Here is a 17,506-nt window from a genome sequence, read left to right on the forward strand (position 1 = left end):
ATACCCCTTTGTAGATAAAAATTACACGGCATGAAAAAAGCCCAAACAAACCGACGAGTACAGCTGTACCGCACAGACGGCGGAAAACATCACTGCCGCAGCGAAACGCTTTTTATAAAACAAATACACGCAGCTGCACACTGTGCACAGTGCGCATGCGGCATTTATCGCAACTATGAGATTCATCTGAACCGAATCTATCGTATAAATTGCAAACCAATTGCGCATTCCCGCAATTATGCTCACATCCGCAATTAAGCCGCATGCGGTGCATAGAACTTTTGGCAGCCGGTCGAAGCCGGCACGTATAGTAGGTGCGGATTTAATCGTCTGGCGCAGCGAGCGAATGCCCGACACTGCAAGGGCTATACCGGATCCAAGCCAAAATACAAAGGCTAGTACAAAAGTTGTTACACACGACAGCAAAAAGCCGGTGGTATACATTCCTTTTGCCGGAACATAATCGTGCGCAAGAAAAAAAGTCATGGAAAGGACATCTCCGTTTTCGATTTTAAAAGCAACGTATTGTTCTTCCGGCAGCGCTTCTTTGCAATAAAAGCGGTTGTTTCCGATTGACCGATACGCGAGGCTTTTACCGTCGCTTCTTTTTTTCAGTACAATACCGTCCGTATTTTGTTGTATGGAAATCATTTGCATATAACCGTTCAGTTTTCCCGCGTGAGTCCATACGGAACGCGCCGGAAAATATTCGCCCGAAAACCGTGCAAAGTCCGCCGTATCGGTACCGGCAGCGGCATTTGTGCCGGCATTTCCATTTGTATTTGCGCTCGTTTCCTTGCCGGCTTGCGTCCGATCGCTTTGAATAAGTTCATTCATAAGACTGCGGCAAAAATCGGATTCCATGACATTCGTTGCAATGAGGATTGCGCGCTCCTGCTCCGGCTGAACCCACAGCTGGGTTTGAAAACCGTAAGTTCCGCCCTCGTGCCCGAATATGCCGTTGTCTGCCGCATGCTCCCAAAAGCCGTGCGCAAGCCCCGAAGCGGCTCCGAAAGAACGGTATGTTTCGCCGAACAGCTTGTTCTTCGTCGCAGGATCCGAAAATAAAAGCGAAGGCTCGCCGCTTTTTTTTGCCAATTCGGATGCATATTTTATGAGCGCGTTCGGCGTTCCGTTTAATGAACCTGCGGGGTACAGCCGCAAGCGCATAAAATCTTCTTTGCGAAATCCTTTTTTCGAATACGAGTACCCGTTTATTTTTCTTTTGAGCGTTTCGGCGCTCCACTGCGGTTTCAGCTCCGCGTCTTGAATGCCGAGCGGTGCAAAGATGTGTTCGGAAACGTACTCGTCAAAACTTTGACCGCTTACCCGTTCTACGATAAAACCCGCAAGTGCCGCGCCCCAGTTTGAGTACGCCGACATGCTTCCTGGCTCAAACACTTGCGTCGGCTGATGTGCGGACAATATGTCGGCGAGCGGCTTTACCGGCTGTTCGTTCAAATAACGAAAATCGATTAAATATTCTTCAAAACCTGCCGTATGGTTCATTAAGTCGAGCATGGTAATGGGCGCATCGTATCGTATGTTGCGCAAAAAGTTCTCGGGAAGATAGCGCCGTATGTCCGCGTTAAGGTCAAGCAAGCCTTTTTCTTCAAGTTGCAGTGCGCTTACCCATACGAGCGTTTTGGTAATGGAACCCCACTCAAAAAAATCGGTATCGGGCCGTATGCGCTGTTGTGTGTCGAGGTTTGCGTATCCGTAGCATTTTGAAAAAACGGCAGTACCGTGTTCGGCGATGATAATGCATGCTCCCGGAACGCTCTTTCCAACATAGGATGCAGCTACGCCGTCGACGATGCTTTCGTATCCGCTTTTTACCGGTTGTACATCTTGCGCGGCGGCACAGAGGCAAAGAAAAAATATCGCTACACGACATAAACGGCGGAAAACATCACTAAGCGACCGTAACGTTTTATACATGATTTCCCGCCTTTTTGCCCTTGTTTTCGCCGCGTTTGTTTTCGATGCGTGTATTTTTGGTACGTTCATTGTAAAAAACAAAATCGCAAATATCATCGCCGTTGCCGATAGTGCGTGTGCGCGCCCAGCGGATTGTCGGAATGCTTCCGTATACGACATCGTCGCTTTCGCAAAAAATCGCGGTCAGTTCGCTTACTTTGTGCTGCGTAAAAATATCGGCATAAAAGCAGCGGCTGCAATCCCATTTGAGCGCGCGGCGGTCGTTTTGTTTCCATGTAAAATCCCAGCCGCTCGGGCCGAAAGTCGTTTTTAACGATAGGGGAGTCATAAGACGCATAAGCGAAAAACCGAACGGCAGTGTACCGATTTTTTGAAACGCCCTTTTTTGTTTTTCCGAATCCGACAGCACGGAAGCGCGCACGGCTTCAAACGCTTGCTCTTTTGTTTTTCCGGCTGCAAGGAGCATTTTGTATGCGGCGACGGCAGGCAGTATTGATTTTTTTAAGTGGCGCGCCAGCATTGTGTTTGCAAAAGATTGTTCGCTTAAAAGGCGTTTATATTCGCTTTCCATACGCAGTACAAGCGCTGCGTTTTCCTCCGCCGAATTGTTCGACAACGTATCAACCAGACTTTTCATTTGGGTGCCGTACAGCAATAATTTTTGTTTTTGCATTTTCGCTCCTTGTCCGCTTTTATTCGTGCGGAGGGTTTAATACCCGCCGTCCTCGGCAACGCTCTGCGTCGTAACAAAGGGTATTAAAGCCGACTGCAACCACCTTATGAGAACAACATACCCCGACGCTTGCGTCGGGGTTGTTGATTGATATAATCAATATTCATCACGCGCGTGCAGGCTGTTTCTATGAGTTCATAATCGTGGGTAATAACGATTACTAATTTATTTTGCCGTGCAAGTTCTTTAAGCAAACGGGCAACTTGGTGCATACTGTGTAAATCCAAACCGCTGGTAGGCTCGTCAAAGACAAGTAATTGTTTGCCGCAAATCATACTGACCGCCACCGCAAGCCGTTGGCGCTGTCCGCCTGATAAAGCAAGCGGGTGTCTGTCTTTGTATTCATTTAACCCCATAGCGCGCAGTGCATGTTCTATTTGTGCTGCATTCGCTTCTTTTATTCCGAGTGTGCATTCGGCTTGTACGCTGTCGGTAAAAAGTTGATGTCCGACATCCTGCATAACCATATACGAAATATTCTTTCGCTCCCGGTTGTTCAAACGGCGAGCGTTTAACTTTACCGTACCGCAAGATTTTTGAAGTCCGCACAGCACTCGTGCCAGCGTCGTTTTTCCCGACCCGTTTTTACCGGTAATTGCAAGGATTTCTCCTGCACGAACTTCAAACGAAACGCCGTTAAGGATTGTGTGTTTTCCGATTTGTACCGACAGGTTTTCCGCTGTTAAAACGGTTGAACCGTTCATTCCGTCAGCCATTTCGCAACGCATATCACACTCTTGGCTGGATTCCGGCACAATGCATGTGCGTGTCCGCAAACCGAACTCGCTGTACGGCTTCTCTGCAAGATCGTTAAATTCGCGTGCGCTCAAATCTTTTTCAATCCTGCCGTTTTTCATAAAAAGCACCCTGTCGATAATATCCGTTACATACCACAGCCGGTGCTCGGATACGATAACCGTCAATCCCCCATTTTTTGCTTTTTTTAAAAGACGCGCCAACTCCAATATGGAGTGATAATCCAAATTGGATGACGGCTCGTCCAACACCAGTACTTTCGGAAAAGCGGCATACGCAGATGCAAAAGCGATTTTTTGTTTTTCGCCACCGGACAGTTCAAAAATGTTTTTACAGCGCAATCGCTGCAAATTTAACTCGGCGGTTACGGCTTCCAAGCGTTCCAAAATGTCGTTTACAGGCATTCCTCGATTTTCCATGCCGAATACGATTTCGCTGTCGGTGTCCGCATTAAAAAACTGCGTGCGCGGATTTTGGAACACCGATCCGACCGTATCCGATATATCCGCTATGGGTGTGGCGGACGTTTCCCTGCCGGCAACGCGGATGCTTCCCGAAAGATTGCCTGAAAAAAAATGCGGTATAAGTCCGTTTATAAGCCTTGTTATTGTCGTTTTGCCGCATCCGCTTGCACCGCACACAAGGACGAATTGTCCTTCCGGTATTGCAAACGAAATATCGTGCACGGCGCCTGTTCCGTTTTCGGTATATGAAAATGAAACCGAATTGAATTCCACCATCATACCGGCAGTACCCCATTTGAGCGTAAAAACAAAAGCACAATACCGGCGTAAACCGCCAGCACAAGCACATCGAAAACGGAAAACCGCACGGTTTCGATACACGTTCTGCGCTGCACGTGATCGATACCTCGCGTGACAGCAGCTTGTGTAATTTCATCGGAAATTTTTGAAGCGGAAACCAACATCGGTACGTAAATGTATTCCATCGTCTTTATCGGTCGGCGCAGTACGGCCGGAAAAGACGTCGACAATCCGCGAAGCGCCATCGCTTCTTTTATAAACGTCCACTCTTCCTTCATCGTCGGAAAGTATCTGAGCGTAATGCTCAAGGCAACGGCAAAACCTTTGGGAATATGCATTTTATACAGAGCTGCCATAAAGCGGCTTACCTGCGTTGTTGCAATCAAAAAATTCCCAAGCATAAGGCAGGGAATGAGTTTTCTGATGTATACCGAAAACACATAGACGATACTTCCCGCCGTCGCCGGCATAAGCGGCACCAACATGTACTGCAGCGCAACAAGAGCACTGAACAAAAGTCCGTAGGAAAATGCAATTTTCAGCCGTTTTGCCGTACACAACAAAACAAATGGAAAAACCGCAAACAAACATTCAATGAACAGATTGTCGTTCAAAAATACCGTTATGCCGGTAATCGCCAAAATAAACAATTTTGTTCTCGGATCGAGTTTCATACAACTACACAATACCCGCTTTTTCAAAATGCTTGCGCAAAATACGTTTGCCGATTAAACCACCGAGGATGGCGCACAGCAGTGTAATTGCAGTCATTGCCGGAAGCACCCATACGCTCGTACCGATTGTGTGAATGATTTGCTCAAAGGCGGCTGTGTTCCCCTTTTTTTTCATAAAAGCGTCAAATTGTGCGGGAAGTAGCGCCATGGGGACGTATGCGCCGAAGGGAGCAAGTGCCATTATGCAATATGCGGTAAGATTTTTTTTAAACGACCGAAAATGCCCCGACGCGCAAATACAATCTGCCGCAATACCGAACAGCACAAAAAAAAGGCTCATCATCCAAAACATACCGGTGATAAAAAGCAAAATGCCGCCGATAACACCGAGGCAGGTTAATGCGCCGCGCTTCGGAATTTTTGCAACATAGAGCATAAAGACGGTACCCGTAAACAGCGCAATACATGCAGGCATTAAAGGAAACGTGAGCGGCGTCATCTGCGCTATGCCGCCGACAACAAAAGCGACAACCGAATAAATCAGCGAAAAAATTCCTATCGAAATAAAGTCTTTTGTTTGTAATTTTTTTTGTTCCATTGCCGCCCCTTTTCCTGTTTTTAGTATTTTATATCACTGATATATATCAGTGGTATATATTAAACGGAAAAGTTTGTCAAGGACGAACGTTTGGAACAATGTTAGATTTTGTTTCCATAATAACGAGACAATTTTGAAATGATTATATCTTCAAAATTTCTTCGACCATCAATAATTGTGTGCACTATTACTTTGTCTTCCGAAATTTCATACACAATTCTATAGTAACCTTGAATTAATTCTCTGTATCGTTTTTACAAACTCGTCCGAGTGTGCTATAATGTACGCTATATTCAAATGCGAAAGCGGAGTAGGGGTAGACGATGTCCATTAAGGCAAAAGACATGACGATGGCGGAACGCAAGGAACGTGTAGCACAGCTGGTAAGTCAATTTAAGGAAAATGAGCCATTTTATCTTTCCAAGAATTTTGTGGAAAGCGAAGTGCGCAATAAGTTTATCGATCCGCTGCTTGAATGCCTAAAATGGGATGTCAAAAACGAGAAAGGAGCGCGGCATGACCGGCAGGAGGTTATTACCGAAGACCGTGTAGTGATGAACGGGCAGGTGAAGCATCCCGACTATACGCTCTGTTACGGCGGCGAGCGGAAGATGTATGTGGAAGCAAAGCAGCCGAGTGTTGACCTTAAAACAAATCCCGAACCGGCGCTGCAGGTGCGGCGGTATGCGTATACCTCAAAGATGCCGATTGCGGTGCTGACGGACTTCCAGGAATTGGCGATTTACGATACGCGGATTAAGCCGTCCGAAAAAGACACTGCCGCTACTGCCCGCATTGAGTATCTGACTTACGATCAGCTTTCTGAAAATTTTGAATCGCTGTACGATAAAATCAGCTGGGATGCCGTCGATCTTGGTAAGTTCGATACCTATTACGAAGGGACAAAAGATAAGCGGGGGACGGCAACTGTCGATGATGATATTTTAAATATGATCGAAAAATGGCGGATGGTACTTGCCGAAGATATTGCGCTGCATAATGATGGGATCGATGCATTTAATTTGACGGGCGCTGTGCAGAAAATTATTGACCGGCTGCTCTTCTTACGGATTTGTGAAGATAAAGAAATTGAAGAAGGAAATCAGCTTAAAAAAATCGCGGAGCAAAAAACGGCTATTTATAAAAATGTGCAGTGGCTTTTTGAAAATGCGAATGCTAAATTCAATGCAGGGTTGTTTGCTTCCGACCAATGGCTTGACGAACTTGCTGTTGCGGATAAAACGCTTATCAGTATTATCAATGCGCTCTATTATCCTGAATGTCAGTATGAGTTCAGTGTGCTGCCGGTTGAAATACTCGGTTCCATTTATGAACGCTTTTTGGGAAAGATTATCCGCTTTACGCGCAAAACGAAGAACGGGCACAGCATAGAAATTCTTGAAAAGCCGGAAGTGCAAAAAGCTGGGGGTGTGTATTATACGCCGCCTTATATCGTTAAATACATCATTGAAAACACAATCGGTAAAAAGCTTGCAGGCAGAACGCCTGATGATGTAAGCCGTTTGCGTTTTGTTGATCCTGCATGCGGTTCGGGGAGTTTTCTTGTCGGGGCGTATCAGTATTTGCTGGACTGGCACTTGGATTGGTATTATGCGGAAGCGCCGCGTGTGCAGGCAGAGAAGAAGGGGCTTATTTACAAGGATGCAGCAACGCAAGGGTATAAGCTGAGCATTGAAGAGAAAAAACGTATTTTACTAAACAATATCTACGGTGTGGATATCGACGCACAGGCGGTGGAGGTAACAAAGCTTTCGCTCTTTTTGAAGCTCTTGGAAAATGAGGGCAAGGCGCTTTCCGCAACGGGACAGGCTGCACTGTTCAGAACGAGCGACATACAGGCAAAAATTTTACCGGATATGTCGCACAATATTAAATGCGGGAACAGCCTTATCGGAACAGATTACTACACGGGTAAGGATTTAACACTGTTCGGCATCGAAGAACAACGCAAGGTGAACGCCTTTGACTGGGATGCTCAGTTCCCGGGCATATTTGCAGACGGCGGTTTTGATTGCGTGATTGGGAATCCGCCGTATGTAAAAGAATATACCGATACAGGCTGCTTTGAAGGTTTACATAATCATCCTTGCTATCAAGGAAAAATGGATTTGTGGTATTTTTTCGGATATCAAGCGATTCGGTTTACAAAAGAAAACGGATTAGTCGGATTTATCGCACCGAATAATTGGATAACAAATGCGGGGGCTTCTTTGTTTAGGGATTTTGTATTGGATAATGCAAAGATAGTAACGTATACGGACTTCGGCAATTACAAGGTATTTGAAACCGCCTCAATTCAAACAATGATATACATTATGCAAAAAACGAAAATGAATGAGTGTTATTCGGTTGAATATTCGCGGCTTAATAATGCCCACGCCGAACTGTCTGAAGTGATTGATTTTTTAGCGGGGAACGGAGAAGAAAATATAACCCGGTTTGAAGCAGAAATTGTAAAAAATGTCTGTAAAGATACATATATTCTCTTTTTGAATAAGAAAAATTCTGTCATTCTTAATCATATAAAAAGAAACAGTAATGCAGGGCTTACAGAAGGCGAAATTGCACAAGGGATTGTAGCGCCTCAAGATTTTTGTAATAGAGCATCAGCTCTAACATTAGGTGATGAAAATCTGCAAGGTACAGGTATATTCAATCTTTCGATGGATGAATATAATGCACTCAATTTATCGTCCGAAGAAAAGGAATTGGTAAAACCTTTTTACACTTCGACGGAGTTGCATAAATATTACGGCAATGCAAATAATAAACTATGGGTGATATATACAACGTCAAAGTTTAAAAATAAAAGCGAAATGAAAGCATATCCAAATCTCAAAGCGCATCTTGACAAATTTATCCAAGTGATTACATCTGATAATAGACCGTATGGGTTGCACCGTGCGCGGGATGAGAAATTTTTCAGAGGAGAAAAGATCGTTTCATTACGGAAAACAGCGGAACCGTGCTTTACCTACACTGATTTTGATTGCTATGTTTCACAGAGTTATAATGTTATTAAAACCGAACGGTTCAATCTTAAATTCTTAACCGCCATATTAAATTCCAAGGTGATTAAGTTCTGGCTGCGCTATAAGGGAAAAATGCAAGGGGATAACTTTCAGGTAGATAAAGAACCCCTGCTTGAGTTACCTTTGATTGTCCCAACAGAATCGGAACAGGCACATTTAAGTGTGTTGGCTGACCAGATGATTACTGCACAGGAACAGCTGAACAGCGCAATCTCCAATTCTGATAAGAAATTCTTGCAACAGCGGGTTGATATTTTGGATAAGCAGATAAATACTATTGTATATGGGCTGTATGGCCTGACGGCGGATGAGGTGAAGGTTGTGGAGAGGGAGTAGGGATGGAATATATATGTGAATTGATAGAACATAATATAAAAGATTTCACCAATTATTGTGTAAAAAGGAAGAATATATCAATTGAAGAAGATCGACTACATTTACTTGAAGTTAATGGTACATGCCCGCTTTGCGGAAATTCTCTACTAAAAAATTCTGGAAAAAAAACAAAACTATATGAAATTGCTCATATTTATCCTAATAAACCGACAGAACAGGAAAAATATGTTTTAAATGATGTACAAGTATTAGGAGATAATTCTGAATCATTCCAAAATAAGATAGCCTTATGCTTTAATTGTCATAAAAATTATGATTCTCATAAAAATAAAGAAGAATATAATAAACTTATTGAGAAAAAGAAGAAATTATATGCTGCAGAAAAAATAAAAAATGAATTATCAAATTTAGACTTATTCCCACAAATCGAAAAACTCTTGGATAAAATTTCAACAGGCAACATATTTTCAAATGAGACCATAGAATTAAACATGACCCCTTTAGAAATACAACATAAATTTCAAAAATCAGAATTTCTGCTTGAAAACAAGATAAGAGATTATGTAATAAGATATTTTGTTTCTATCAGAGAGTATTTGAAAAACTTAGCTGAAACAAATCAGTTTAATTTTGAAAGGTTTGCGATAACTATTAAATTAGCCTATATAACTATACAGAGCTCTGCAAAAACAAAAGACGAAATTTTTGATTCTTTAATAAATTGGTTGATGAGCAAAATGCAAACTACAAATAGAATTGTATGTGAAATTATAATTTCATATTTTGTTCAAAATTGTGAGGTTTTTGATGAAGTTACCAAATAAGCTTTTTACAACGACTGAAAGTTGTATTGGAAAATTCCCCGTAATCTTGGAGGTTACTAAAAAAGATCCTGTTTCGGTATATAATTTATATGCGATGACAAAAAAATACTTTTTATCAATTACAGATTTTATCGACACATTAGATGCTTTATTTTATTTAGGAAAAATTACGTTTGTAGAGGATGATATAATTTATGTTAACTGAAATTATTTGCAAGAAATTTAATCAGAATAATCAAAAAATTATGTTTCATTCAGGATTAAATACCATTCTTGGTGATGATGTGGGCACTAATTCTATAGGAAAATCAACATTTTTAATGATAATCGATTTCGTATTTGGGGGAGATGATTATATAGGGAAATGTTTAGAAGTGGAACGAAATGTTGGGTTTCATGAAATTATATTTACACAGATTTTTAATAATGTAAAATATACTTTTGGACGTTCTACAGATCAGCCTAACATCCTACGAAAATATGATTCTAATTATAAAATTTTAGAAGAAATACCAATCACTCAATTCAGAAATTTTTTAAAAGAGAAATATGATATAAATTCTGCTGATATATCATTTCGTGATGCAGTTTCCCCATATTTTAGAATATATCAAAGAGAAAATTATGATGAACACCATCCGTTCAAGGCTCATTCATCTGATAATGGTGAAAAGTGTATTACCCGGTTAATAAAGCTTTACAATCTATATGAAACTATAAAACAATACAGTGACTTGGTTAAAGAAAATGAAAAAATATTAACAACATATAAGAACGCAAAACAAGCAGCCTTAATTCCGTCAATAAATCTTAAGCAATATAAAAATAATCTAAAAGAATTAGAGAATGATGATAAAAAACTGGATATTATTGCTGCAAATCTATATAAAGAAATTCGTGATGTTGAATCTTTTGAGACGGAAAAAACTATTACTATAAAGAATCAATTATCTGTTATACAGGCAAAATGTACAAGATATAAAAATAAAGTTAAATCTTTGTATAGTATACAGCCAGAGAATATAAGATCAAATTTAAATAGTGATGAGTTTTATATTTCATTACAGACTTTTTTCCCCGATGCCAATATAAAAAAGATAACTGAAGTCGATAAATTTCATAGTAAAATATCCACTATTTTAAGTAACGAAATAGAATCAGAAATTAAAAACTTAAATATTTTAATCAAAGAATGCGAAAATGAACTTGACAATCTATATTCTGAATTAGATTCTTTTCAAGATGAAAAACAGATTTCTACAACCGTCCTAAAGAATATTGGAAATATCGTTGAGCATAAGAAACAATTAACCATAGAGATTGAAATATATGATAAATATGAGGCTTTAAAAAATGATAAAAAAATTAATACTGCAAAACTCAATGAATTGATAAACGATATATTAAGAAAAATTCAAAATCAGATAAATATTGAATTAGCAATATTGAATGAAAAACTTTATTCAAGGGCAAAACACTCCCCTATGCTAAACTTATCAAAAAGAAGCTATGATTATAGAACATTTGATGATTCTGGTACTGGAACAAACTATAAGAATTTAATTATTTTAGATATTTGTTTATTGAAGCAGACTTTCTTACCAGTATTAATACATGATTCTTTATTATTCAAGAATCTTGCTGATGAAGTCTTAGAAAATATAGTTAAATTATATACAGATTTTAATAAGCAAATTTTTATTGCTTTTGATAAGGTTCATACATATTCAGAAAATATACAAAAGATACTTGAAAATAATTGCGTTTTACATTTAGGAGATAATGAAAAAGCTCTGTTTGGTTTTACCTGGAATGACAGAATTTGAGAATGATATAGGAAGACTCTTTCCTCAATGTCCTACGAAACAATTATCAAACAAGCAAAAATATTGCCGGAAGCACCTTTAGCATCAGTATCAGCCTGTATCAAACTGTTTGAATCTGCGCAAGATAATTTTACTGAAAACTATGCCGATCAAGCAAAAGCCTAAAAACAAGCTTTTTTGCATGAGCCGGAAAACTGCACCTTGACCAAAACGCAGTTAGCGAACTACGCGAGGTAAGCTTGATATGATTTTGATCTACTGAATGAATCTTTTAACCCACGTATCTAAAAAATTCATTTGCTCTTCCGTATGAAACCAGTGTTCGCCCCTATCAAAAACCGTTAAGCTCGCGTTTATTGTATGTGCAAAATTCGTCATTGTTTCCAAAGAAGTCATATCGTCTTTTTTACCGTAAAGAATGCCGGTAGGAATATTCCATGTTATAGGATTGTTCCTGACAAAAGAAAGATATTCCCACGATAATGGTTCGCCGAAAGAAGTAATGATTATCTTTTTTGCTCTCAGTTCTTCTTCGGATACCTTTGCCTTTTTCATCATAGTTAAGATTAGATTTTCCATATCGACAATGGGCGAAATAAGCAGAGCTTTTGTGATTGGCTTTTCCGATAAAGAAATCAGAGAAAAATAAGCTCCGATGCTGTTTGCGATTAGTAAAATTTCAGTGTACTTTGGAGCGATAAAATCAAAATAGTTTTGAAATTCTTCTTTCACCTGCCACGGTAATTCCGCTTTATAATCGAAACCTAAAACCTCATAATCGTCATTAAAAAGTTTTTTATAATGATTTGATTCGTCTGCAGAACCGCCTTTTCCATGTACATATATAACAGCGTTTTTCATTTAAAATAGCTCCTATTCTACATCTATAAATCCGAAACAATAAATTATTTTAAGAAATCTTCTCAATCGCGCCAACTGATATAAGTAAATTCTAAAGTCAATACATGGGAATTTCCAGAGTAACCCCCGCTTCCCACCTGTTACCTTTCCGTTCAAAAATCGTGATGTTATCAACCGGAAAGTCTTCCGCAAGGTTTAGTTCGTTCATAACCTGAAGCGCCTTCGTCATTATGCCTACAGGAATATCCCGATTTGCAACAGTTGCGTGAGGCCGGAACGGCTTTTTGTCTTTTTTAGTGCAGCCAGGACAGGTATTCAAAATCGCTTGTATTGTTTTATCACGGAGCTTTGTCCACGCATCACTTGCAACGACATTTGCAAAAAGTGTTCTATCTCCAAACGCATCAAAGTTATCAATATGAGCAGTAAAACCTAAGCCTTTGGGCAAGACTTCTTTTTCAATCGCGCTGATTAAATCAGCTGTTGAATATTCTTCTTGCAATCTGAACGGAGGGACGAGTGTCACATGGATGGGAGTGCCATGCCCTGACTTGCAGCCGTAAACCTCGTTCATATAGCGGCGGCAATCTTCAAGAGTAAGGGTTATATCCTCTGGGAGGAGAACACCGATAAAATGTGTTTGCTGCGAAATGTTGGTTTGTTTCATCTTTATCATTGTAGCAAAGAATTACAGTACATTCCATCTGCTTATATAGTCGATATAATTCTTGGCTATCTGACCGGTATTACCGGAGAATATATTACACCGAAGGGCTATGCCGTCTGCGATGAACATCCGAATGACTTCGCTGTATATGAGGTAGACTTTCCGTATAAAGAGAACTTAAAGCTGCCCGGACAGATTTTTGGGTGAAATTATTTCCTGCCAGCTATTAAAACGAAAATAAAGGGAATAGCGTATACAATAGTATTAGCAACAACACGATCTGCAAAGATCATACTCCTATGTTTTGCATTGAGATTATTGATTTTTCACACTTTGCAGCTCTTATAAACTGGAAAGTATAGTGGGAACCTTTACCCCCCCCCCAGTTTCTAAAGATTCCCTCAAGTATTTCCAATGGCTTTGTCAGTTTACTTATCATACTGCCATGGTATACCAAGTAAACCTCGGTAGGTATAGACTGTTTTTTCTTGTCGGTTTTCGACTATTACGGTTGCTACCGGCGATGAGGTATCAAAGGCACAGTTGACCGCCGTTGCCGCTGAAAGCGCGTAGGCAAAAAAGTAGACAGAGTACACTAGTGCCGCTGCATACGCATAGCGGTCTTTAAAAGAGTATTCTTTTTGCATTACAAGGAATAAGATAAAGTATGCCGAATAAAATACGGTTGCGATAAAAAACAGTTTCTTTACATCTATAATACTGTATACAGCAAGCATTCTCCATGCAAGGCCAAACGTACAGGCAATCAGAGAAATTGCTATGGACGGATAAATTGAGTTTCCTTTTTTATCAAACCTGACCCAACCGTTTAAGAAGTGCAGCAGAAAAAGCATGGCAATCGGATATACCGCGCATAAAAATACGGTGAGCCGATACTCGGTCTGAAACGCGTTGACCGATATGCCGAGGAGGATGCCTATCAGATTAAGCGTTTTTGCAATTCTTTCCGCCTTGATCAAAGCGTTTTGAACCTGCGCATAATCAATATCTTTGTACCGCTTTTCAATCGCACGGAGGTCTTCCAATGCCTGACCATCTACATAGAGCGGCAGATTCTTATAGAACCATGCAAGTATTTGATCGCCATGCTCGTACAGTCCGATTGCAGGAATTCCGATCTTAAAAAGAACGCCGTTATTTTGTATGGTAAGAGCTTTCTCCGCTGTATTTTCTTGGACTCGTTTTTCTCCGGCAATGCGGAATGATACGGACTCAAGCGTTTCTTTAATAAAATAAACAGTCAATATTCCGCCACTGAAAGTAAAGTATCGCAAATTCCGTGCAGTAATTAAAATCGATTTTCCGGCCGTATGGTACTCAAAATAATCGGAACCGAATATAAAATACGATCTTGCCGCGACGATAATTATCACCGTCAGCAGCAGGGGAATACATAAAAGTAACGGAACCAATGCGCAATAGGCGGCATAACTTTTCATTCCTTGAACCGCACTGTATACAAGCACATACAGTGCCGCTGCATAAAAGAGCACGGCGATTACCGCAGGGATAATGAGACTCGATTTTTTTCTCTTGATTACTTTTATAATAATACCTCTCGCTCTCTGATCTCTCTATTTTAAATTTACCGGCTTCCGGTACAAGGCTGTCAATACTTTTTTTTACTGCTATTTCAAATGCCTCTTGTGCAGCGTAAAAATGCTACTCTAATTCCTTAAGCTTGATATCATAAATTTCGTTCTTATTCAGATAGGCTATATATGCTCTTAAAGATTAGCCTACTAATAGCCGTAATATAGAACAAAAACATTCATCGTTTGATAAAGTTTTGTCAGCGGCATCCAATAGATTGCTCCATAGGCATCTGAATATCGGAACTTTTTTCACTTGTTTAATTTTATCATCACAAAGTCCTCCGAGGGCGATAAAATATAATTTTTTACAGTGACCATATTCATTTCGATAGGCAATGATTTCTTTTTCCCATTGAGTACTATTTTGCAGACCTTCCTCATAAAGCTTTGCTTCAATTATTACATCAAATTCTGAAAAACGTATAAATACATCAGGTTCAACATAATTTAAATTTTGCGTATTTTCGGGATTCCATTTTGGCCAGAATGTATAATGCAGCAAGTGACCTACTTGTGTAGGCATCTTTTGTTCCATATTTTGAGGAGTTGCACGCACAGCTTTTCTTAGTATTCCCCAGTAAAGCTGTTCAGGGAGTAAAAAAAGAGTGTCAAAAATACCGGAGGTTAAAGAATCTTCACATAAATTTATGGTAGTTTTTTTATGGTGCAATGCCGAAATCATACACACCCCTCTTTATGTACACAAACTAACATGAGTGTAAAGCGCTGTTATATAATTGTCAAGTTATAAAATGGCATATACTTTTTTCGATGACGAGTGTATTGTCCTCCTTGTGTCTATACTTATATTATGCAGATGATAGGCGCTTTTGAAGATCCTAATTATAGTAAGTTATCAATTTCTGATAGTCCATCTTACTATGCTAAAGGAGTAACAACAAACTATGCCAAGACCTACCACCAAAGCCGATTTAATCCAAGCCGCAAATGACCAATTCGCAAAACTGTGGACGTTAATCGGTGAAATGTCCGACGAAGAGCTTTTTTCCAAAGGCGTTTTCGATTGGACGGGAACGACGACGCTTGGCAGCTACTGTGTATCTGCAACTTCCAGCCACTATGATTGGGCAATTAATGATATTAAAAAAGCCTTGAAAAAATATAGAGCGCGATAACAGCCATCTCTAACAACTGCGGTTTTTAGCAGTTTCCAACACAAACACTGTCGGATTTTCAGGATATAATAGACCTGTTCGATAGCTTCGTCTTCGAACAGGTTTAATCTTTCATAGACAATACGGCTTTATTGTGGTACTATCATGCCATAGGGGGATAGTTATGCCGCAAATAGTTCCGATACGTGATTTAAAGAATACTGCAAATATTTCCGCCTTGTGTCATGAAAGTAATGAACCTATTTTTATAACAAAAAACGGTTACGGTGATATGGTGATTATGAGCATGGAAACGTTTGAAAGAAACTCTTTTTTCGATCGTCTGTATGATAATCTGCATGCAGCGGAACAAGATGTACAAGAAGGCCGTGTTACCGATGTTGATGATGCAGTGGCAGAACTAAAGTCAAAGTATGGTTTATAAAGTCAGAGTAACCGATAAAGCAAAGACTGATCTTGATGAGATTATCAGGTATATTGCGGAAAAGCTTTCAAATGTAACAGCTGCCGCCAATTTGCTTGCAGACTTTGTAAAACAGAAAAATAATTTACAGAATTCGCCATATATGTATCCACTGTGTAATGATATAAAATTGCAGAAGAAAGGATATCATAGATTCCTTTTTTATAAAAACTATCTAGCTTTGTATTCGATTGATGATAAAGAAAAGATTGTACATATATTGCATATATTTTATGCAAAAAGAGATTATGCAAAATCGGTATAAAACAAAGCCTTGAAAAAATATAGAGCGCGATAACAGCCATCTCTAAACACTGCCGGATTTTCAGGAATAACAGATGCATTTTGTACAAGCGAAAGGAATTTTATCAGCGAAAAATGGGATGAACTTATATCGCGGCTGCACGCATGGGTGTATCTATTGCGACTCGCGCAGTGAATGTTATCATATAAATCACGGCTTTGAAGATATCGAAATAAAGGAAAATGCAATAGAGCTTCTCGAAGATGCCTTGAGGCGGAAGCGTAATAAGTGCATGATCGGTACCGGTTCTATGACTGATCCGTATATGCCGCTGGAAGAAAAACTCGGTATGACGCGGAAAGCGATAGAGGCCGTCCACCGCTACGGTTTCGGTTTTACTGTGATAACAAAATCGCCGCTCATATTACGCGATCTCGAACTTTTACAGGCGATAAACACCAAAGCAAAATGCGTTGTACAAATGACGCTGACCACCTATGATGATAGCTTGTGTAAAATACTTGAGCCGAATGTTGCCGTTACCAGTGAACGGTTTACCGTGCTTAAAACACTGCGCGACGCAGGTATTCCCACCGTTGTGTGGCTTACACCTATTCTTCCGTTCATCAATGATACGGAGGAAAATCTCGAAGGTATTTTGCACTATTGTATCGAGGCAAAAGTACGCGGCATCATCTGTTTCGGCATGGGCTTAACGCTAAGAGACGGTAACCGCGAATATTTTTATAAAAAACTTGATGCAGCTTTTCCGGGCTTAAAAGAAAAATATATCCAGCGCTACGGTACCCGCTATTCCGTTATGAGTCCGCACAATACACGCCTAATGAATATCTTCCATGCGCGGTGCAAAGAAAACGGCATAGAAACCAATCCCGATGTCATATTTGCGTATTTAAGCGCTTTTGATAAAATCCTCGAAAAGACGAATCAGTTGGAATTCTTTTGATAAGTAGGGTAAATACTATGCCAGATGAAGAAAAGGTACAATATGTT

Annotated in this window: 18 protein-coding genes and 1 pseudogene; 10 read left to right on the plus strand and 9 right to left on the minus strand. The window is 40.1% G+C overall.

Annotated features, from left to right (window positions below; all coding sequences use genetic code 11):
* Nucleotides 1-21: 21 nt before the first annotated feature.
* The 5 genes from ABH09_RS00420 to ABH09_RS00440 all read right to left on the minus strand — a co-directional run bounded on the left by ABH09_RS00420 (nt 22) and on the right by ABH09_RS00440 (nt 5,466).
* Nucleotides 22-1,941 (minus strand): serine hydrolase domain-containing protein, encoded by a 1,920-nt coding sequence (locus ABH09_RS00420; RefSeq protein WP_253714775.1) that lies wholly within the window; start codon nt 1,939-1,941, stop codon nt 22-24.
* Nucleotides 1,934-2,614, minus strand: a complete 681-nt coding sequence (locus ABH09_RS00425; RefSeq protein ID WP_253714776.1) for an L-2-amino-thiazoline-4-carboxylic acid hydrolase — start codon at nt 2,612-2,614, stop codon at nt 1,934-1,936. Before ABH09_RS00425 ends, ABH09_RS00420 begins: the two co-directional genes overlap by 8 nt.
* A 104-nt stretch (nt 2,615-2,718) precedes the next feature.
* Nucleotides 2,719-4,173 (minus strand): ABC transporter ATP-binding protein, encoded by a 1,455-nt coding sequence (locus tag ABH09_RS00430; RefSeq protein WP_253714777.1) that lies wholly within the window; start codon nt 4,171-4,173, stop codon nt 2,719-2,721.
* Complete coding sequence (locus tag ABH09_RS00435) at nt 4,170-4,868, minus strand: energy-coupling factor transporter transmembrane component T (protein WP_162661981.1); 699 nt, start codon at nt 4,866-4,868, stop codon at nt 4,170-4,172. The genes ABH09_RS00430 and ABH09_RS00435 overlap by 4 nt, the downstream gene beginning before the upstream one ends.
* 4 nt (nt 4,869-4,872) lie before the next feature.
* Nucleotides 4,873-5,466: an MptD family putative ECF transporter S component gene (locus tag ABH09_RS00440; RefSeq protein WP_253714778.1), complete on the minus strand. Its 594-nt coding sequence runs from the start codon at nt 5,464-5,466 to the stop codon at nt 4,873-4,875.
* Nucleotides 5,467-5,789: 323 nt separating this feature from the next.
* Here ABH09_RS00440 and ABH09_RS00445 point away from each other — a divergent pair, with 323 nt between their 5' ends.
* The 5 genes from ABH09_RS00445 to ABH09_RS00460 are packed head-to-tail and all read left to right on the plus strand — an operon-like array spanning nt 5,790 to nt 11,670.
* Nucleotides 5,790-8,855 carry an Eco57I restriction-modification methylase domain-containing protein gene (locus tag ABH09_RS00445; RefSeq protein ID WP_253714779.1) on the plus strand — a complete coding sequence of 1,022 codons (3,066 nt, stop codon included), beginning with the start codon at nt 5,790-5,792 and terminating at the stop codon, nt 8,853-8,855.
* Nucleotides 8,856-8,857: 2 nt separating this feature from the next.
* Nucleotides 8,858-9,679, plus strand: coding sequence for an ABC-three component system protein (locus ABH09_RS00450; RefSeq protein ID WP_253714780.1), 822 nt, complete (start codon nt 8,858-8,860; stop codon nt 9,677-9,679).
* Nucleotides 9,663-9,884, plus strand: a complete 222-nt coding sequence (locus ABH09_RS12945) for an ABC-three component system middle component 7 (RefSeq protein ID WP_371922117.1) — start codon at nt 9,663-9,665, stop codon at nt 9,882-9,884. Before ABH09_RS00450 ends, ABH09_RS12945 begins: the two co-directional genes overlap by 17 nt.
* Nucleotides 9,874-11,505 carry a DUF2326 domain-containing protein gene (locus ABH09_RS00455; RefSeq protein ID WP_253714781.1) on the plus strand — a complete coding sequence of 544 codons (1,632 nt, stop codon included), beginning with the start codon at nt 9,874-9,876 and terminating at the stop codon, nt 11,503-11,505. Before ABH09_RS12945 ends, ABH09_RS00455 begins: the two co-directional genes overlap by 11 nt.
* A gap of 27 nt (nt 11,506-11,532) precedes the next feature.
* Nucleotides 11,533-11,670: a hypothetical protein gene (locus ABH09_RS00460; protein WP_253714782.1), complete on the plus strand. Its 138-nt coding sequence runs from the start codon at nt 11,533-11,535 to the stop codon at nt 11,668-11,670.
* A 90-nt stretch (nt 11,671-11,760) separates the two neighbouring features.
* Here the strand turns inward: ABH09_RS00460 and ABH09_RS00465 are convergent, their stop codons facing one another.
* Complete coding sequence (locus ABH09_RS00465) at nt 11,761-12,366, minus strand: alpha/beta hydrolase (protein ID WP_253714783.1); 606 nt, start codon at nt 12,364-12,366, stop codon at nt 11,761-11,763.
* Nucleotides 12,367-12,463: 97 nt separating this feature from the next.
* On the minus strand, nt 12,464-13,033 hold the full coding sequence (locus ABH09_RS00470; protein ID WP_253714784.1) for a 2'-5' RNA ligase family protein: 570 nt from the start codon (nt 13,031-13,033) through the stop codon (nt 12,464-12,466).
* Here ABH09_RS00470 and ABH09_RS00475 point away from each other — a divergent pair.
* Nucleotides 13,001-13,240, plus strand: coding sequence for a hypothetical protein (locus ABH09_RS00475; RefSeq protein ID WP_162661899.1), 240 nt, complete (start codon nt 13,001-13,003; stop codon nt 13,238-13,240). The genes ABH09_RS00470 and ABH09_RS00475 overlap by 33 nt on opposite strands.
* Nucleotides 13,241-13,461: 221 nt before the next feature.
* Here the strand turns inward: ABH09_RS00475 and ABH09_RS00480 are convergent, their stop codons facing one another.
* Nucleotides 13,462-14,493 carry a hypothetical protein gene (locus tag ABH09_RS00480; RefSeq protein ID WP_253714785.1) on the minus strand — a complete coding sequence of 344 codons (1,032 nt, stop codon included), beginning with the start codon at nt 14,491-14,493 and terminating at the stop codon, nt 13,462-13,464.
* Between the two features lie 295 nt (nt 14,494-14,788).
* Complete coding sequence (locus ABH09_RS00485; protein WP_253714786.1) at nt 14,789-15,331, minus strand: hypothetical protein; 543 nt, start codon at nt 15,329-15,331, stop codon at nt 14,789-14,791.
* A gap of 292 nt (nt 15,332-15,623) precedes the next feature.
* On the opposite strand from ABH09_RS00485, the pseudogene ABH09_RS00490 reads away from it, so the two are divergent.
* The 4 genes and pseudogenes from ABH09_RS00490 to ABH09_RS00505 form a co-directional block, all read left to right on the plus strand.
* Nucleotides 15,624-15,785, plus strand: a pseudogene (locus ABH09_RS00490) (ClbS/DfsB family four-helix bundle protein); the annotation flags it as partial.
* Between the two features lie 163 nt (nt 15,786-15,948).
* The gene (locus ABH09_RS00495; RefSeq protein ID WP_253714788.1) at nt 15,949-16,209 is read left to right on the plus strand and encodes a type II toxin-antitoxin system Phd/YefM family antitoxin; all 261 of its coding nucleotides are present in this window, start codon (nt 15,949-15,951) and stop codon (nt 16,207-16,209) included.
* Nucleotides 16,199-16,513, plus strand: a complete 315-nt coding sequence (locus ABH09_RS00500; RefSeq protein WP_253714789.1) for a type II toxin-antitoxin system RelE/ParE family toxin — start codon at nt 16,199-16,201, stop codon at nt 16,511-16,513. The genes ABH09_RS00495 and ABH09_RS00500 overlap by 11 nt, the downstream gene beginning before the upstream one ends.
* 73 nt (nt 16,514-16,586) lie before the next feature.
* The gene (locus ABH09_RS00505) at nt 16,587-17,459 is read left to right on the plus strand and encodes an SPL family radical SAM protein (protein ID WP_253714790.1); all 873 of its coding nucleotides are present in this window, start codon (nt 16,587-16,589) and stop codon (nt 17,457-17,459) included.
* The last annotated feature ends 47 nt before the right edge of the window (nt 17,460-17,506 follow it).

Origin of the sequence: Treponema sp. OMZ 803, assembly GCF_024181165.1 — a bacterium.
Taxonomy (GTDB): Bacteria; Spirochaetota; Spirochaetia; order Treponematales; family Treponemataceae; genus Treponema.

Bases quoted from the DNA above. Each gene is read 5' to 3' on its own strand.
- ABH09_RS00505 (WP_253714790.1), top strand. From the start codon at position 16,587: ATGCATTTTGTACAAGCGAAAGGAATTTTATCAGCGAAAAATGGGATG.
- ABH09_RS12945 (WP_371922117.1), top strand. From the start codon at position 9,663: ATGAAGTTACCAAATAAGCTTTTTACAACGACTGAAAGTTGTATTGGA.
- ABH09_RS00465 (WP_253714783.1), bottom strand. From the start codon at position 12,366: ATGAAAAACGCTGTTATATATGTACATGGAAAAGGCGGTTCTGCAGAC.
- ABH09_RS00500 (WP_253714789.1), top strand. From the start codon at position 16,199: ATGGTTTATAAAGTCAGAGTAACCGATAAAGCAAAGACTGATCTTGAT.
- ABH09_RS00455 (WP_253714781.1), top strand. From the start codon at position 9,874: ATGTTAACTGAAATTATTTGCAAGAAATTTAATCAGAATAATCAAAAA.
- ABH09_RS00445 (WP_253714779.1), top strand. From the start codon at position 5,790: ATGTCCATTAAGGCAAAAGACATGACGATGGCGGAACGCAAGGAACGT.
- ABH09_RS00435 (WP_162661981.1), bottom strand. From the start codon at position 4,868: ATGAAACTCGATCCGAGAACAAAATTGTTTATTTTGGCGATTACCGGC.
- ABH09_RS00450 (WP_253714780.1), top strand. From the start codon at position 8,858: ATGGAATATATATGTGAATTGATAGAACATAATATAAAAGATTTCACC.
- ABH09_RS00460 (WP_253714782.1), top strand. From the start codon at position 11,533: ATGTCCTACGAAACAATTATCAAACAAGCAAAAATATTGCCGGAAGCA.
- ABH09_RS00420 (WP_253714775.1), bottom strand. From the start codon at position 1,941: ATGTATAAAACGTTACGGTCGCTTAGTGATGTTTTCCGCCGTTTATGT.
- ABH09_RS00470 (WP_253714784.1), bottom strand. From the start codon at position 13,033: ATGAAACAAACCAACATTTCGCAGCAAACACATTTTATCGGTGTTCTC.
- ABH09_RS00440 (WP_253714778.1), bottom strand. From the start codon at position 5,466: ATGGAACAAAAAAAATTACAAACAAAAGACTTTATTTCGATAGGAATT.
- ABH09_RS00480 (WP_253714785.1), bottom strand. From the start codon at position 14,493: ATGAAAAGTTATGCCGCCTATTGCGCATTGGTTCCGTTACTTTTATGT.
- ABH09_RS00495 (WP_253714788.1), top strand. From the start codon at position 15,949: ATGCCGCAAATAGTTCCGATACGTGATTTAAAGAATACTGCAAATATT.
- ABH09_RS00475 (WP_162661899.1), top strand. From the start codon at position 13,001: ATGTGTTTGCTGCGAAATGTTGGTTTGTTTCATCTTTATCATTGTAGC.
- ABH09_RS00430 (WP_253714777.1), bottom strand. From the start codon at position 4,173: ATGATGGTGGAATTCAATTCGGTTTCATTTTCATATACCGAAAACGGA.
- ABH09_RS00485 (WP_253714786.1), bottom strand. From the start codon at position 15,331: ATGATTTCGGCATTGCACCATAAAAAAACTACCATAAATTTATGTGAA.
- ABH09_RS00425 (WP_253714776.1), bottom strand. From the start codon at position 2,614: ATGCAAAAACAAAAATTATTGCTGTACGGCACCCAAATGAAAAGTCTG.